Raw genomic sequence first — 16889 nt, 5'->3', positions numbered from 1 at the left:
AGACTTCCTTTGGGGCCAGTGGCGATCAGTTGAAATGATGTTACTTCAAATCCCGGTCAATCCTTTGAAAAACTTCCGGGCAATGATGGCGTATTCTAGCGGATTCGCTTTTGCGGGGTCTTGTTCTGCTTCCAGGACAATCCAGCCGTGGTAATGGCTTTCTTTGATGATGGCGAAAAGGGAAGGAAAATCAATGCAGCCTTCCGAATCTCCCGGAACTGTGAAAACGCCGCTTTTTACTGCTGTTAGGAAGCTAAGCTTTTCGTCGCGAACGCGTTGCAGCACATTCGGGCGAACATCTTTTAAATGGATATGCGCCGTACGACCAATGTATTTTTGAAGCGCAACGGCAGGATCTTCACCTGCAAAATGGAAATGCCCGCAGTCGTAGTTCAGGAACACATTTTCAGGATCGGTTTCATTGAGTAAGCGATCTGTTTCTTCAATGGTTTGAATGCAAGTTCCCATGTGGTGATGAAAAGCCAGCTTCATGCCGCGGTCGCGTGCAATTTTACCGAGCTCGTTCAAGCCGAATGTGAAGCCATCCCATTCATCCTTAGTCTTCAACATACCTTTTCCTTCAAAAACGGGCACATTCATCTGCCCCTGGCAACTGTTTCCCGTCTCGCCGCCGCCGATTACTTTGGCACCCATTGTTTCCAGAAAATCGAGCAATTCTGTGAAATTCTTGCGGTTTTCGGCCAGCGTTTTGGTCGTAAGCTCGTAGCTGTTCCATTGATTGCAGATTTGTAATCCTCTCAATTCCAATGCTTTTCTCAAAACATTCGTGTCACGGGGAAACTTATTGCCGACCTCGCAGCCCGTGAAACCAGCCAGCGCCATTTCACTGATGCATTGCTCGAATGTATTTTCACCGCCCAGCTCGGGCATATCGTCGTTGGTCCAGTTGATGGGCGCAACACCTAGTTTAATGTTCTCGAAATTCATGACTTACAGGAAAATGCGCTGTTCTTTTTTGTTTGTTTTATAATTTTCAAATGCCTTTTGCACGCTCGATGAAGTGGAAACTTCTGCGATCGGCACTTCCCACCAGGCATTATAACCTTTCACGGTGCGGTAAAGGCTTGTTTCAATGTAAATCACAGTTGTCCGCTCGCTAGTTTTGGATTGCGTTAATGCTGCTTCCAATGATGCCTTGTCCGTTGCCTTGATCACAATGGCACCCAAACTTTCCGCATTTTTTGCCAAATCAACAGGCAAGAATTCTCCTGAAAGCTGCCCCGAATTTTCTTCCCGATATTTATACATTGTGCCAAAGCGCTCACTGCCAATGCTTTCTGAAAGACCGCCTATGCTGGCGTAACCATTGTTGTTCAAAAGCAAAATGGTGAACTTGACACCTTCCTGGATGGACGTGACAATTTCATGGTTGTTCATCAAATAACCGCCGTCGCCGCAGATCACGTAAATTTCACGCGTCGGATCAGCCATTTTAGCGCCCAGACCAGCGGCTATTTCGTAACCCATGCAGGAGAAACCATATTCCAAATGAAAATTTTTCGGATCGGTCGCACGCCATAGCTTGTGTAAATCCCCCGGCGCACTGCCCGATGCATTGATCATCACATCGCGGTCGTCCATAAAGCTGTTTAATGTGCCGATCACAACCGCCTGGTCAATAGGCGAAACCGTGCTATTCCCTTCCGCATAAATCTGTGTCACTTCATCGTCCCAGGCTTTGTTCATATCAGCAATCCGCTGGCGATAGGTTTGATCCACCTGAAAATCACCTAAAAGAGTTCCCAGTTCTTCCAATACGGCTTTTGCATCTCCAATCACGGGCAACGCAGCGTGCTTGAAGGCATCGAATTCACTAATGTTAATGTTGATAAATTTAACATCCGGGTTCTTGAAAATAGACTTGGAAGCCGTCGTGAAATCGCTGTAACGTGTTCCTATGCCGATCACAATGTCTGCTTCGTTAGCAATTTCAATCGCATATTTCGTTCCAGTCGCTCCCAGGCCGCCTATGCTGTAAGGCGCATCGTAACGCACAGCGCCCTTTCCTGCGAATGTTTCACCAACCGGAATGCCGGTTCTGCTGGCGAAACTCTCTAAAACCGGGCAAGCATCGCTGTAAATGGCACCGCCACCCGCAACAATTACTGGATTTTTGGAGGCTCTGATCCATTCAGCGGCTTTTTGCAATGTCGTCAAATCGGGCCTTGGTCGGCCAATATGCCAAACTCTTTTCTGGAAAAGCTCCTCCGGGAAATCATAAGCATGCGTTTGCACATCCTGCGGCATCGACAATGTTACCGCGCCCATTTCCGCTTGCGAAGTCAGCACGCGCATCACTTCGGGAAGGGAATAAATGAGTTGTTCGGGGCGGTTAATGCGGTCCCAATATTTGGAAACAGGTTTGAAACAATCGTTAACCGAAATATCCTGCGTCGATGCGCTTTCCAATTGCTGTAAAACCGGGTTAGGCTCGCGGGTCGAGAAAATGTCACCTGGTAAAAGCAAAACAGGCAGCCGGTTAATGGTCGCCAAAGCGGCGCCCGTGATCATATTCGTAGCACCGGGACCGATGGAAGTTGTACAAACGAATGCGCCGAGGCGGTTTTTTACTTTTGCATAAGCCACGGCCGTATGCACCATCGATTGTTCGTTGCGACATTGGTAATACCGAAAATCCGGGTTTTCCTGCAAAGCCTGGCCCAATCCAGCCACATTACCATGCCCGAAAATCCCGAAACAGCCGCCAAAATAAGGTTGCTCAACACCGTCGCGCTCGATGAACTGGTTTTTTAAAAATGTAATCGTAGCCTGCGCTACTGTGAGTCTTCTGGTCATTTTTTGAATGATTTTGCTTGAATTCTATCAGGCGTTAACCAAAGCGAAATCGCCCGCCTTGTTGGTGCAACCGAACAGATCGAACTTTTTCAGCATAAATTTTTTGTATTCTTCCATAAAGATTTTCCCGGGTGTGGTTGGGGCAAATTCTTCGGGCCTGTCGCGGAAAAACTCGCGGTTCACCATCGTCCAGAGCAGACGCGTATCCGTTGCAATGTTAATCTTGCAAACACCTAACGGAATTGCTTTTCGGATCTCCTCTTCCTGCACGCCTTTTGCATCCGTTTTCAGGTTTCCGCCAGCAGCATTAATCCGCTCCACCACCTCAGGGACCACATTGGAGCCGCCGTGCAACACCAATGGAAAGCCCGGAAGCCGTTCCTGGATCTCTTTCAAAATGTGAAACTGCAATCCCTGTCCGCCTGAAAACTTGTAAGCGCCGTGGCTCGTCCCCACCGCAATGGCAAGACTATCGCAGTCCGTGGCTTTTACAAAATCCTCAACCTGCTGCGGATTGGTATAAAATGAATGTGCGGCATCAACCGTGAGATCATCTTCAACGCCTGCCAAAACGCCCAATTCGGCTTCCACGCTAATGTTCTGCGCATGAGCACGTGCAACGACTTCTTTGGTGCGTGCCACATTCTGATCAAAATCATCATGGCTTGCATCAATCATTACGGAAGTGTAACCGCCTTTTTCAATGGCTTCAAAAATGTGTTCTTCAAAGCCATGATCCATGTGAATGGCAAATGTCACATTCGGATAAATTCTTGACGCCGCATTAATCATGGACAAGAGCATATCAGGATGCGCATAGTCTCTCGCAAATGGCGTTGTCTGCACTATGAAAGGCGCATTTGCTTCTTGCGCAGCCGCGAACAGACCGTGAATTTCTTCCATGAAAAACACATTCACCGCCGGAATCGCATAGCGGCCATAGCATTTTTCAAAAAGTTGTTTCGTCGTTAAAAGCATAAATTTTTTTACCAAAACACGGTGTACAATGCCGCCAAAACGCCGCATATCACGATAGAACCGACCACAAAACTTTTTCCCGGCTCGAACATCGTTCTGTCGATGTCCAGGCCTTTAGGATTGTGCTTGCTTTTTGGATCAGCCAGCGTCATCACAACAATCACAGCAATAAGAATCAGGAAAATGATGCCCATACGATCCAGGAAAGGAATTTCAGGAGCCAGAAACTTGCCTGCTGTCGAAAGCGGGATCGTCAGCAATGCAGCCGTAAGTGCCGCCGCGGAAGTGGTCCTTTTCCAGAACATTCCGAGAATAAAAATCGCGAAAACGCCCGGTGTAATAAAGCTGCTGTATTCCTGGATAAACTGGTAAGCCTGATCCAGAGCCCGGAGCTGCGGCGCGATGATAACGCCGATCGCCATCGCCACGTAAATGGTGTAGCGGCCTATCCTCACCAGCTGTTTTTCGCTGGCATTGGGGTTAATGTATTGTTTATAAATATCGAGTGTGAAAATCGTTGAAATACTATTGGCCTTTCCCGCAAGAGAAGCCACAATCGCTGCCGTTAATGCTGCGAAGGCCATTCCTTTCAATCCGCCGGGCAATAAGTTGAGCAAAACAGGATAAGCATGATCCGGTTTTACAACGCCAACGCCATCCAGCATTTCCTTTTGGAACATGCCGTTTTGATACAAAACATAAGCCGCAATGCCCGGAATAACAACAATGATCGGAATGAGCAATTTCAGCACCGCTGCGAATAGAATTCCTTTTCTAGCGGTCTTCAAATCAGCGCCTAAACTGCGCTGGATAATATATTGGTTGCAGCCAAAATAAGCCAGGTTGTTAATCCACATGGCGCCAATGATCACGGAGAGTCCGGGCAGATCTTTGTAAAATGGGTTTTCCTTTGGCAAAATCATGTGAAAATGCGAATCAGCCTGCTCTTTTAACAAACTCAATGCATTGAATATACCAGGTCTGTTGAAATGTGTTGAAACTAGATCCAGAGCGAGATAAGTTGTGGCTAACCCGCCCAAAACCAGCACAATAACTTGCACAACGTCCGTATAACCAATCACTTTCATTCCCCCGATCGTAATTACAACGGCGAAAAGGCCAAGCCCAATGATTCCCCACGTAAAATCAAGTCCGGCAGTTACTTCCAGCGCCAATGCGCCCAGATAAAGAATGGAAGTAAGGTTTACAAAAACATAAAGCAACAGCCAGAAAACGGCCATAATCGTCGCGACAGTGGGATTATACCGCTCCCGCAGAAACTGCGGCATGGTGTAAATCTTGTTTTTGAGATAAACCGGCAGGATAAAAAGCGCGACTACAATCAGCGAAGCCGCCGCCATCCATTCATAAGACGAAATCGCCAAACCAATCGCAAAACCCGAACCGGACATGCCTATAAAGTGCTCAGCAGAAATGTTGGAAGCGATAATCGACGCGCCAATGGCCCAAAATGTCAATGATCCTTCTGCCAAAAAGTAGTCAGTCGAGCTGACTTCTTTCGAACTCTTTTTTTTGTAAATCCAATAGCCATAAGCAGAGACGCCTATCAAATAAATAAAGAAAACAACGTAATCCAGCAACTGCAAACCGGTATTGGACATTCGGGTAAAGGGTTAGGTAAATTTGGCGTTCAGATTTCTCTACGAAGTAACTTAAACCGATGCAAACTGCAAAACCTCCTCCATTTTCACGCTACGGCCTTCTGTGAGCGATTTCATGGCGGCGATTCCAATGGCAGTGGCCATGAGTCCGTCGTGCGCATCCACGGGTGAAGGCTTGTCATGCAACACACAATCAATGAACGATTTAAGGCAAACGCGGTAGGCCGTTTCGTATCTTTCGAGGAAAAAATGCAGTGGCAAAGAAATGTGTCCGCCATTGCTGTCGAAATGCACAAGCGTGTCGGAAGTGTTGTTTTCGGCTTTGGCCATGCCTTTTGATCCAAAAATTTCAAGTCGCTGATCGTAACCGTAAACCGCTTTTCTGCTGTTGTCAATCACACCAATCGCCCCATTTTCAAAGGTTAGCACGATAACAGCCGTGTCTATATCCCCGAATTCCTTGATCTCGGGATGAATTAATGCATCGCCTTTTACAAAAACTTCTTTCACCTCGCTGCCGACAATGTAACGCGCCATATCAAAATCGTGAATCGACATGTCGAGGAAAATGCCGCCGGAAGTTTTCAGATATTCAACGGGCGGAGGCGCGGGATCGCGGCTGGTAATGCGCAGGATATGCGGATCGCCGATTTTGTTGGCTTCTACGAGACTACGAACATTGCTGAAATTGGCATCGAACCGACGGTTGAAACCCAGCATCAATTTCACATTGTTATCGCTAACCGCCTTGTCAGCAGCCTGAATGGCTTCCAATGTCACGTCCAAGGGCTTTTCGCAAAAAACATGCTTTCCTTTTTCCGCCGCCGCAACCGTGTAAGGGACGTGAAATGGAGTAGGGGAGCAAATGATAACCGCTTCAACATCAGGATGGTTGATCACGTCGTAAGCGTCCGTAGTAACTTCTGCAACACCCAAATTGCGCGCAAATTCATGCGAAGCCGGCGACAGGTCAGAAGCAATAAGCACTTCCGCGTCCGGCATATGATGAACCAGGTTACTCAGGTGAATCTGCCCAATCCGACCCAGGCCAATCACCCCGGTCTTTAATTTTCTAGTCATTTTAAGTTTATGCTAAGAGGTTGATATCGTGTTAGTTTGGCAGTTGCCATCAGAATTTCCTGTTCCATTCTTTGAGCCAGCGCTCGATCACCACTTTGGTTTGGGTGAAGAATTCTACTGCGTGTTTGCCCTGTCCGTGCAAGTCGCCATAGAAGCTTTCTTTCCAGCCTGAGAAGGGGAATTGGGCCACAGGAGCGGCTACGCCGATGTTGATTCCAATGTTCCCGGCTTCTGCTTCGTGGCGGAATTTGCGGGCATTGGAGCCGCTGCTGGTGAATATGCAGGCCATATTACCGTATCTGCCGGCATTGATAAAACGGATCGCTTCGTCGATGGTGTTAATGTGGACGAGGCTCAAAACGGGGCCAAAAATTTCCGTGGTAGCCAGCTCACCATCCAGCGGGATGTCCTCGATAATGGTGGGATTGATAAAGTTACCTTGCTCATAACCATCCACTTTCGCATTGCGGCCGTCGACTAGCAATCTTCCACCTTCGCTTAGTCCTTTGTCTATTAATGTCTGGACTCTTGATTTGCTGTCGGCCGTAATTACCGGGCCCATTTGCACGTCGCTATCGAGTCCGAAACCTGTTTTTCTGTTTTTGGCTGATTCTACCAGACTTTCAGTGATTTCCTTATGCTCACCGACTGTAATAATGGTCGAAGCAGCCAGGCAGCGCTGTCCTGCGCAGCCGTAAACACTGTCGATGACGATTTGAGAGGTCATTTCAATGTCTGCATCCGGCAATACGATCACCGGATTTTTCGCGCCTCCTTGCGCTTGGACGCGTTTTCCGTTCGCTGCGCCTTTGGAATACACATACTTGGCAACATTGGATGATCCTACGAAGCTAATTCCTTTAATAGCAGGATGTTCCAGAATTCCGTCCACCACTTCGCGCGCTCCTTGCACGAGGTTCAACACACCTTTTGGCAGGTCAAGCTTTTCCATCAGTGCCACGATTTTGGTCATCGTCAAAGGCACTTTTTCAGAGGGCTTAATGATGTAGCTGTTCCCGCAAGCAAGTGCATAAGGCAGGAACCAGAATGTGATCATTCCGGGAAAGTTAAATGGCGCAATGCACGCACAAACACCCAGCGGCTGACGGATCATGTATTCGTCAATGCCTTTGGCAATGTCCTCCGAAAACTCGCCCTGCATCATAGCGGGCATTCCGCAGGCATTTTCAACATTCTCGATCGCACGCACCATTTCCGCTTTGGCTTCAAGGAATGTCTTCCCGGATTCAAGCACAATTGTTCTTGCAATGTCGTCCGTGTTATCTTCCAGTAATGTTTTTAGTTTAAACAAGTATTGAACGCGCTTTGAAACAGGCGTGCTTCTCCATTCCTGAAATCCCTTCGCAGCAGCTTGCGCAGCATCTTCTACGTCTTTTGCATTGCCATATGGCACTTGTGCAAGCACTTCCTGGTTAGCAGGGTTCAGCACATTTTCGAAATGATCCGAATGGCTGTCCACCCACTGTCCATTGATGTAATTCTGTAATTTTTCCATTTTATATAAATAGTATTAATTCAATGATTAAAGCCGCTGTGGTTACAGCCCACCGTAGCCAGCAACAAATGCATCAACCTCAGTTCTGGTAGGCATAAAATTGGCGCAGCCCTCTCTTGTGACAATGATTGCCCCGCAAGCGTTACCCATCCTTACACTTTGGTACAAATCCCAGCCGCTCAGCAGCCCGAAAGAAAATCCTGCGCAAAACGCATCACCTGCGCCTAACACATTGAGCACTTCGACCGGGAAACCAGGCACCTTAATCTCCTCTTTTCCATGCTGAAAAATGGAAGCCCCATCCTTTCCACGCTTTACGACCAACGTTTCCACACCGGAAAGCATGATTTCCTGAATGGCGTTTTCAATGTTACCACGGATCTCGGGAGCTGAAATTTGCTGGTGCTTAATAAGCAATTGCTCCTTATTAGTAAGGAATGTTGCCAGGATTTCTTCTTCCGTCCCAACCACAATGTTGAAGCTGCCCAACGCGGCGCGGATTGTGACACCAAATGCCCTTGGATCAAACCATTGATCTGCACGGAAATCAATATCCAGCAAGCGTGTAACATTGTTTTTTTTAGCCAATTCCAATGCATAGAACATGGCAGTGCGGCTTGGATCTTTGCTGAAAGCTGTTCCTGAGAATGCTGCGGCTTTAAAATCTGCAAACGGAATGGCGTCAACGTGATCAATGTTGAGGTTGATATCGGCGCAGTTTTCGCGATAGTAAACGAGGGGAAAACGATCCGGCGGCTCAATGCCCAGCACCACGGCCGAACTTCGGGTGCCTTCAATGGTAGGAACCCAATCCGTGACAATGCCTTCCTGATCGAGGAAATGCTTGATAAAATTCCCCACCTGATCATTGCCTATGCCTGTCAGGATAGCCGTTTCCAGTCCCAGCCTGCGGGCTCCTGTGGCGATATTGAGCGGACAGCCGCCCACAAAAGCATTGAATGCCTCGATTTTTTCAAATGGGCTGCCCACATTGGCCGAATACAAGTCGATAGACGAGCGGCCAAGGGTCAGTAAGTCGTATTTTTTCATTGCGGAGATTTGTAATTTTTTCGGCAGTCGGCCGAAAGCCGATTATCCATTCATTTCTGCGGTGACAATGGGTAATCTTGGATCAGAGCCTTTCCAGGTTCCGTAAATCCAGTCGTGATCGGGGTCTGAGGTGTTGGCTAAGGACTGGTCGCTTCCGGCCAGGAAATTGAGATAATAAACATTGTAGCCATGTCCGGCGACGACGGGATGGTAACCTTTCGGAACAAGCACGGCTTCGTTGTGATGCACGCGAACGATCTCGTCCATTGATCGATCCTCCGTATAAACCTGCTGAATGGCGTATCCCTGCGGTTTATCGATTTTGTAAAAATAAATTTCCTCTAAATTCGCTTCAATCAGGTTACCGTTTTCATCTTCCGTCCGCACGTCATGCTTATGCGCAGGAAAAGAACTCCAATTTCCGGAAGGCGTATAAACTTCCACGCAGACAATTTTATGGCAATCAAAACCAGGTTCCAAAAGGCTGTTAATCTGACGGTTTGCATTGTCGCCCCCGCGATATTCAATGGCTGCCTCTTCCGGGCGTTTCATACGCGGCGGATGGTCTTCGTCGGATGCGACGCGGCAAATCGCAATGTCTGTTTCGGGTGATTGTGCAGTTAATGTATAATCTGTATTCCGGGACAAATACATCGCATGGCCTATTCCGCTGAACACGTTTTTGCGACCATTCTTCGTTTCCCAGGTCTGTCCGGCTGCTTCAACTTTGAAATTTCCGCCCAGCAAAACAAAGCAGTACTCGTATTCACCGGTGTTTCCTGAAATTTGTTCGTTAACATCCAGTATTTTAGCCTCGAAGTTCAGATAAGTCCAGCCGGCCTGATCGCTTGTGAGGGAATGATAGGTCTTTTGGTCAGGCGCAGGTTTAATCAGCAGGTCACTCATTGTGGTTATTCGTTACATTTGTACACAATGATAGTGTTGTATAAATTAAACACAAAATGTAAATATGTTTATATTGAATGCAAACGTTTGAAAAAATTTCAAAGTTTTAATTGCCATAATTATACAAATGAATTCCTCCCGACCCGTAACCATTAAAGACATTGCCCGCCGTTTCCGGTGCTCCCCATCCACCGTTTCCCGCGCCCTGAACGACCATCCGGCAATCAACGAAGACACTAGAAAAAACATCCAGGAATACGCCAGGGAAGTCGGTTATCAGCGAAATGAAGTGTCGCTCAGCTTACTAAATAAAAAAACTGCGTCGCTTGGCGTTGTTGTGCCTACAATCAGTAATTACTACGAAACGGCTGTCATTGAAGGACTTCACACCGCATTGCAGCCGATTGGTTATACGCTCAATATTTGTGTTACCAACGAGAATTACGCGTTGGAAAAAGAGTATTTGGCCAAATTGCTTTCGAACAGGACCGAAGGCATTTTCCTGTCCGTTTCTCACGAAACCTATAACTCAGGATATTACGAACATTTGGAGAGCGTAATCCAACGAAAAACACCCCTCATCTTCATTGACCGTGAATACGAAGACTTTGAAACCAGCCGCGCTACGGTTGACGATTACCACGGGGCATTTGCAGCCGTTGAGCACCTGATCAACATTGGTTACAAACACATTGCACATTTGAAAGGACCTAATGGTTTGACAGTCAGTGAGCAGCGTTTCAAGGGTTATGCGGATTGTTTGAAAAAATATGAAATGGAAGTTCGCGAAGAGTTTATTATCAACACCAACTTCAACGTGGAAAGCGCTATTGTTCCTACAAAGCGGCTTTTGGAAATGGAAACACCGCCGGATGCAATTTTCGGGGTGAATGATCAGGTTGCAATCGGCGCTATGCGGGTTGTGAAGGCGAAAGGCCTCCGCATTCCGCAGGACGTAGGTTTGATAGGGTTTGACAATTCGCCCATTTCCGCCTACACTTTCCCATCATTAACCACAGTTAACAGGCCAGGCCGCAAAATCGGAATGGAAGCCGCGCGGCTATTTCTGAACCAGGTAAATGGTGCAGAAGACTTCAAGCACGAAAGCACCGTGCTGCCCTCGGAGCTGATTATCCGGGAGAGTACGTTAAGGATTTAGCTTGGTGAAATTATTTGTGACCGATAGAAAAGTCTTACGTCTAAAAAGAGGGTGCGATATTGCATCATAGTAACTTAAAAGTTACCTTTATCATGACGAAGATTAGGAAGGTTGTCGAGTACAAGCATTATTTTAGAGAATTTATAAGCCAGCAAACGCCTAAAACAAAGGCAAAAATCTATAAGGTAATTTTTGGAATTGAGACGCTGGAGCGTATTCCAGCGAAGTTTATAAAGCACATTGAAGGTTCAAAAGGACTTTATGAAGCTCGCATACAGTTAGGTTCTGACATCTGGCGAGTTTTTTGTTTTTTCGATAATAACAACCTTGTGATTCTCCTAAATGGGTTCCAAAAGAAAACGCAGCAGACGCCTAAAACGGAAGTTGACAAAGCGCTAAGATTAATGAAGGAGTACTATCACACTAAATATAGCAAAAATGGACATCACGACATGGGATGAAATTAAAGACGAAGTTTACGGTAAAGTTGGCACCGAATGGCGGGATCAGCTGGATAGGGATTGCGAAAGCTTCAAAATCGGATTACTGCTTAGGAAAGCCAGGGAAGACAAAGCCCTTACGCAAGCGCAGCTCGGAGAAATCATTAACAAGAAAAGAGAATACATTTCAAGAGTTGAAAATGATGGGAGCAATCTGACGCTTAAAACACTCTATGATATTGTCGAGAAAGGGTTAGGAGGAAAGGTGAAGATCGAACTTGAATTTTAGGTTGTTACTTATCCTTTAATATTATGACCCACGCGAACCCCGAAAAAACATTTACAGTTTCGCAAGCACGGAAGCTTAGCAAGAGGCTTATTGATAAACGGGTAAAAGAACTTAAAAACAAATCAACCCAGAGCGTAAACCCTGGGTTGTTTGATAAATAGTTAGTTTAGACCCAATCAATACCCATCATTCTGCTTCAAATACCCCGGCACATTCGAAGCGCCGTCGATCGCTGTTTGTGGGATAGGGAAGATTCTTTTCTTTACGTCGGCGTTGGATTTTTCGGTCCATTTGCCTTCGTATTTGCCGAAACGGATCATATCGCTGCGGCGAAGCATTTCCCAGTAGAACTCAAAACCTCTTTCGCGGAATAGCAGATCCAGATTCATGGCTGTTAATGCGGGCGGAGGCGTTGTGGCTGTTCTGGAAGCCCTTACAAAGTTTACGTCGGCCAATGCACCGGCTGCGTCGTTGCTTTTGCGCAATTTGGCTTCGGCGCGCATCATGTAAATGTCTGCCAGGCGCAGAATTACGATGTCGGCATCTCCTTTATTACGACCGGTGTTGGATTCGCTGCCGAATTCGTATTTGGCAACCCGGTAACCTGTGTTGTAATTACTTCCGGCCGTTGTGAAGTCAACAAGCTCTCCGAAACTAACGGGCAGATCCGCTCTGTTACGTGTCACATAACTTAGTTTCCCAACTTTCAATCTTCCATCCGGGCATCTCACAAATGCGCCATTCACACGCAGTGCACCGAATTGCTGACCACGCAAAATCCCGCGATTGATCTTATAATCTGAGTCTTTTACACAAGTATCGGCTGCATTGGAATAAACAGACATGTTTTCCTGATAAAAACGCGGATCGCGCTTCGGGTCAACAGCGCCGTAAGCCTGCACCCACGACTGGTAAAAGTCGGATGTGATGCCGGGGCCGTCGGTTCCGTTTGCGGCCGGGAATGCGGCAAGCGGGAACTGATCACCTGAAATCGAAAAGTACGCAAGACGGTTGTGCCCGTTCAAATCTGCGCGCTGGTCTACCGCGAAAATCAGCTCCTGGTTCGAGTGGTTCTGATTGCCGAAAATGGAAAAGTAGTCTGGTGACAATTTTGCCTGTCCGGAAGCAATGATCTTGTCCGTATACTGAATTACTTTGTCCATATCCTCAGCACGGAATTCGAATGTCGGCGCATACACGTTGCGGTAAACTGCCGCATTCAGATTCAACCGCGCCAGTAATCCCCAAACCGCCACCTGATTAAGTCTACCAGGACCGACAACGGATTTGGATTGTACAATCGGCTCAATAGCAAGCAATTCGCTTTCGATGTATTTTAATGCTTCTTCACCTCTGATGATCACAGACGCGGCATTCGGATCGTCTTTTACGAAAACGACCCCGAACATATCGAGCATGATCATGTTATAATATGCTCTCATTCCGCGTGCTTCTGCAGCGTATAGAGCGGCTGTTGCAGATGATGAGGTTTTCAACCCATTAATGGCCGTGATAGACCTGGAAATGGATTGTGACAATGTCCCCCACGTATTGTTCACGTTAGGATCTGTTGCCGTGGTGTTGTGCTGGTGCAGCGCAAGATAAATCCCGTTGTCGCCCCAGTCGGTTCCGCCGCGGTAGGGCAAAATGGCCTCATCCGTCGTGATTTCGTTGAGTGCAAAATAGGTTGTATGCTGAAACAAATTCGGAAGTAATGCGTAAACAGGCGCCAAAAGGCCATTCGCAGCTTCGTCCGGAGACAAATTAGCTTTAAGCGTTTCGTCCAGCACTTGTTCTTCGAGATCGGTGCAGCCAGGCGCCATGAACAGCAAGCCGGCTACGGCAAATATGAGTGAGAATTTCTTTTTCATCGTTTATTTTTTAAAAGCCAACATTAAGACCAAACAGAATTGTTTTAGCCTTTGGATAACTCAGATAGTCAACGCCGTAGGAAGTGATGCCATTGATCGACCGGTCGTTGTTGACCTCAGGATCATAACCGGTGTATTTGGTCCAGAGTGCCAGGTTTTGGCCGGTTACCGAAACGCGCACAGTCTGCACCCATTTGTTAATTCCGAGCTTCGCAGTGTTCAGGTTATACCCCAACACCAGATTGTTTAGTCTCAGATAAGCTCCGTTTTTGAGATATCGGGTAGAAACTGGCGCTGAGTTGTTGACAGACTCTGCTTCTTCGGCAAAAGATTCCCGAGTTACGTTCAGACCTTTTTGCAACCTCAGTTTAAAGAAATTGGAGTTTGCAGTGTTGTCGTAAACCTTATTTCCTGCAACGCCATTGAAATTGGCCGTCAGATCAAAACCTTTGAAAGACACATTACCATTGAAATTATACATCCGCGTGGGAAGGGCTGTTCCGGCTGCAATGCGGTCTTTGTCCGTAACAATGCCGTCCCCGTCCACATCTCTGAATGTGCTGATGCCCTTATCGTCAAAGCCGGTAAATTCTTTCAGGAAGAATGTTCCGATCGGCTGATTATTAATGTAACCATTGATCGTGGCCGAAGTCAGTCCCGAACCTTGCGCCGAACCCGATGGAATGACTGAGTAAGGAGAACCAGTCACATCGTTTTTGATAAAAGTAATGTTACCGCCAAGCCCGTAGCGCAGTCCGTTGTCCAATGATTCGCGGTAATTCAAATCAATTTCAAGACCCTGGTTCTTGATTTTCATATCAGGGACATTGGTCCAGAATGTTCCGGCAGGCTGAATAGGATCGGCAGGAATCACTTCAAGCAGGATTTTTTCAGAGGTTTTGGTAAAATAATCTACTTCACCACTTAATGCACCTTTGAACAAAGCAAAGTCAAGTCCGATATCCGTTTGCTTTGAAACTTCCCATTGAATGTCTGGGTTTGCCAGCCTGGTGTTGGTGGTTCCGGCAGGATAAGGGCCTGTTCCAAGCGGGTAACTTGCTGTTGGCGAAACAACGGATGTAAACCGGGCCTGTGTTATTTTGGATGGGATTTCCTGGTTACCCGTTGATCCCCATCCTGCCCGAAGTTTCAGATCAGAGAATGGTGATGATTTCATAAATGGCTCTTCCGAGATTCTCCAACCCAATGAGAACGAGGGGAAATAACCGTATTTATTGTTAGCACCGAATTTTGAAGAACCGTCCACACGCAATGTTGCTGTGGCCAGGTATTTGTCTTTGAAACCGTAGTTTACCCTTCCAAAAAACGATTGCAGCTCATTAATCGTCGCGTGGCCCTCAGGCGCATTCAGGATGAGGGATAGATCTTGTCCGAGACCTGGATTATAGATTGGCTCAATGTCTGAGATCGGGAATTTGTTAATGCTGAATCTTCGGTCCTGCAATAAAATATGTTGGTAAGAATGTCCTGCCAGTGCGTTGAAACTGTGCACTTTGTTACCAAATGTGTAAGTCAGATAGTTCTCTATCAGGCGGTTGCTGTTTTTGAACTGATAATTTTCCAGCCTGCCTATTTCAAACGGAACAGTGTTAGGCAAGGTTTGCTTATCCTGAGTTGCCGTAGAATGGTCCAGACCGAAATTAAGTTTATAAACCAGCCCCTTAATGATCGTAACAGAAGGTGAGATAGAAGCCAGGATACGGTTTGTATTCAAGAGTTCTTTGTATAACCTCAACGGGATCAGTGGGTTGGTTCCATCCTGATATTGGAAAGGATTGCCGTCCGCGTCATAAGGCGCATACGTCGGGTTGGCTGTAATCGCCCCGCCGATCATGCCCTGAACGTTTGGTTTTTTGTTCTTTGTATTGGTCGCATTCAGGTTAATATCCAGCGTCACGCGGTCATTCAGCAGCTTTTGCGACAGGTTAATGCGTCCTGTGTAACGATCCTGCTGGCTTCCTTTCAGAATTCCCTGTTGTTTCTGTGCGCCAAATGAGCCGTAGTAAGTCATTTTTTCGGCTCCGCCGCCAACAGAAATGTTGTGGTTATGGGTCGTTGCGCTGCGGGAAATTTCTTTTTGCCAATCCGTATCCGCTCCGCCGTTGATCACCGTGCCGCCCAGTTTCGCAGCTTCCGTCAAGAATTCAGGGCCTGATAGCACATCCAGCGGGCGTGCCATTGTGGAAATGCCCAGCGATCCTGAATATGTTACGCTGGCCTGTCCTGATTTACCTTTTTTGGTTGTGATCAAAATGACACCATTCGCACCTCTTGCACCATAAATCGCTGTTGCGGATGCATCTTTGAGAACATCCATGGATTCAATGTCCTGCGGATTGATGAAGTTCAGCGGGTTGGTATCGCCCCCTGTTCCGCTGTTATCCAGCGCCATTCCGTCTACCACAAAAAGTGGCGTACTTCCTGTGCGAACCCCGCCCGGGCCGCGAACGGTGATGCTGGTTTTTGCTCCTGGTTCGCCCGTTGCCGAAGTCACATTCACACCGGAAACCTTTCCTTGCAGCAATTGCTCAGGCGAGTTGATGATTCCCGTATTGAAATCACTGCTTTTCAAAGACTTCACCGAACCGGTAATATCTTTTTTTACAGTCGTTCCATAACCTACAACCACTACTTCGCTCAGGTTGGACGCAGATTCTTTTAGTTTGATTTCAATGGAGTTGACATTGGATTCGGTAAGCAGAAAGTCGTTTAAGGATTGCTTTTCAAAACCTATATAACTGAATTCCAAATTATAACGTGTTCCTGTTTGCAGGCTTTGAATCGTAAAAACACCGTTTTCATCCGTTGTTGCGCCTTGTTTTGTTCCACCGGATACGGGCGTAACTACAACAGTAACTCCTGGCAAACCTTCTGTTGTGCCCTCTGCAAGCACTTTTCCTGTAAGCGTTACGTCTTGTATTGCACGCATGTTTGTTCCGACATGCTCCGATAGGCTTTCCGAAACCGGGGTTAGGGCCGCTGCCGTTGCATGCGGGCCGCATATGGCCGCGGCTTGCATGAGACAGACACCTAGTGTCCCGGTTTTGACTAATAGAGTCAAAGTTTTTTTCATAAGATCAAATTATTGGGTTGAATTGTTAATGAACAGCAGGCAGTGCGTGTTAAGAGAGGCATATCAT

13 protein-coding genes are annotated in these 16889 nt (G+C 47.0%); 3 read left to right on the top strand and 10 right to left on the bottom strand.

Going from position 1 to position 16889, the window contains the following annotated elements:
• Nucleotides 1-45: 45 nt before the first annotated feature.
• From iolE to iolB, 8 genes are read right to left on the bottom strand one after another with little or no spacing between them, the layout of a single operon-like run.
• A complete protein-coding gene (gene iolE, locus NFI81_RS10850; RefSeq protein ID WP_234612416.1) occupies nucleotides 46-948 on the bottom strand; it encodes a myo-inosose-2 dehydratase in 903 nt (300 codons plus the stop codon).
• A 3-nt stretch (nucleotides 949-951) separates the two neighbouring features.
• Nucleotides 952-2817 carry a 3D-(3,5/4)-trihydroxycyclohexane-1,2-dione acylhydrolase (decyclizing) gene (iolD, locus tag NFI81_RS10845; protein ID WP_234612417.1) on the bottom strand — a complete coding sequence of 622 codons (1866 nt, stop codon included), beginning with the start codon at nucleotides 2815-2817 and terminating at the stop codon, nucleotides 952-954.
• 27 nt (nucleotides 2818-2844) lie between these two features.
• Nucleotides 2845-3795, bottom strand: coding sequence for a class II fructose-bisphosphate aldolase (locus NFI81_RS10840; protein WP_234612418.1), 951 nt, complete (start codon nucleotides 3793-3795; stop codon nucleotides 2845-2847).
• An 8-nt stretch (nucleotides 3796-3803) separates the two neighbouring features.
• Complete coding sequence (locus NFI81_RS10835) at nucleotides 3804-5417, bottom strand: sodium/sugar symporter (protein ID WP_234612419.1); 1614 nt, start codon at nucleotides 5415-5417, stop codon at nucleotides 3804-3806.
• Nucleotides 5418-5468: 51 nt separating this feature from the next.
• Nucleotides 5469-6497 carry an inositol 2-dehydrogenase gene (gene iolG, locus NFI81_RS10830; RefSeq protein ID WP_234612420.1) on the bottom strand — a complete coding sequence of 343 codons (1029 nt, stop codon included), beginning with the start codon at nucleotides 6495-6497 and terminating at the stop codon, nucleotides 5469-5471.
• Between the two features lie 49 nt (nucleotides 6498-6546).
• Nucleotides 6547-8013: a CoA-acylating methylmalonate-semialdehyde dehydrogenase gene (locus NFI81_RS10825; RefSeq protein ID WP_234612421.1), complete on the bottom strand. Its 1467-nt coding sequence runs from the start codon at nucleotides 8011-8013 to the stop codon at nucleotides 6547-6549.
• 42 nt (nucleotides 8014-8055) lie between these two features.
• Nucleotides 8056-9063, bottom strand: a complete 1008-nt coding sequence (gene iolC / locus NFI81_RS10820) for a 5-dehydro-2-deoxygluconokinase (protein WP_234612422.1) — start codon at nucleotides 9061-9063, stop codon at nucleotides 8056-8058.
• A 42-nt stretch (nucleotides 9064-9105) separates the two neighbouring features.
• Nucleotides 9106-9969, bottom strand: a complete 864-nt coding sequence (iolB, locus tag NFI81_RS10815) for a 5-deoxy-glucuronate isomerase (protein WP_234612423.1) — start codon at nucleotides 9967-9969, stop codon at nucleotides 9106-9108.
• A gap of 127 nt (nucleotides 9970-10096) precedes the next feature.
• Here iolB and NFI81_RS10810 point away from each other — a divergent pair, with 127 nt between their 5' ends.
• From NFI81_RS10810 to NFI81_RS10800, 3 genes are all read left to right on the top strand, one after another.
• Nucleotides 10097-11128 carry a LacI family DNA-binding transcriptional regulator gene (locus tag NFI81_RS10810; RefSeq protein ID WP_234612424.1) on the top strand — a complete coding sequence of 344 codons (1032 nt, stop codon included), beginning with the start codon at nucleotides 10097-10099 and terminating at the stop codon, nucleotides 11126-11128.
• Between the two features lie 92 nt (nucleotides 11129-11220).
• The gene (locus NFI81_RS10805; protein WP_234612425.1) at nucleotides 11221-11589 is read left to right on the top strand and encodes a type II toxin-antitoxin system RelE/ParE family toxin; all 369 of its coding nucleotides are present in this window, start codon (nucleotides 11221-11223) and stop codon (nucleotides 11587-11589) included.
• The gene (locus tag NFI81_RS10800; protein ID WP_234612426.1) at nucleotides 11567-11857 is read left to right on the top strand and encodes a helix-turn-helix domain-containing protein; all 291 of its coding nucleotides are present in this window, start codon (nucleotides 11567-11569) and stop codon (nucleotides 11855-11857) included. Before NFI81_RS10805 ends, NFI81_RS10800 begins: the two co-directional genes overlap by 23 nt.
• 176 nt (nucleotides 11858-12033) lie before the next feature.
• Here NFI81_RS10800 and NFI81_RS10795 read toward each other — a convergent pair whose 3' ends face one another.
• Together NFI81_RS10795 and NFI81_RS10790 are read right to left on the bottom strand one after the other, a co-directional pair.
• Nucleotides 12034-13728, bottom strand: coding sequence for a RagB/SusD family nutrient uptake outer membrane protein (locus NFI81_RS10795; protein ID WP_234612427.1), 1695 nt, complete (start codon nucleotides 13726-13728; stop codon nucleotides 12034-12036).
• Nucleotides 13729-13738: 10 nt separating this feature from the next.
• Nucleotides 13739-16768, bottom strand: a complete 3030-nt coding sequence (locus tag NFI81_RS10790) for a SusC/RagA family TonB-linked outer membrane protein (RefSeq protein WP_234614866.1) — start codon at nucleotides 16766-16768, stop codon at nucleotides 13739-13741.
• Between the last annotated feature and the right edge of the window lie 121 nt (nucleotides 16769-16889).

The sequence above is a fragment of the Dyadobacter fanqingshengii genome (assembly GCF_023822005.2).
Lineage (GTDB): Bacteria > Bacteroidota > Bacteroidia > Cytophagales > Spirosomataceae > Dyadobacter > Dyadobacter fanqingshengii.
Note: the sequence above shows the minus strand (reverse complement) of the source record. Positions and strands in the feature narration are given on the sequence as shown.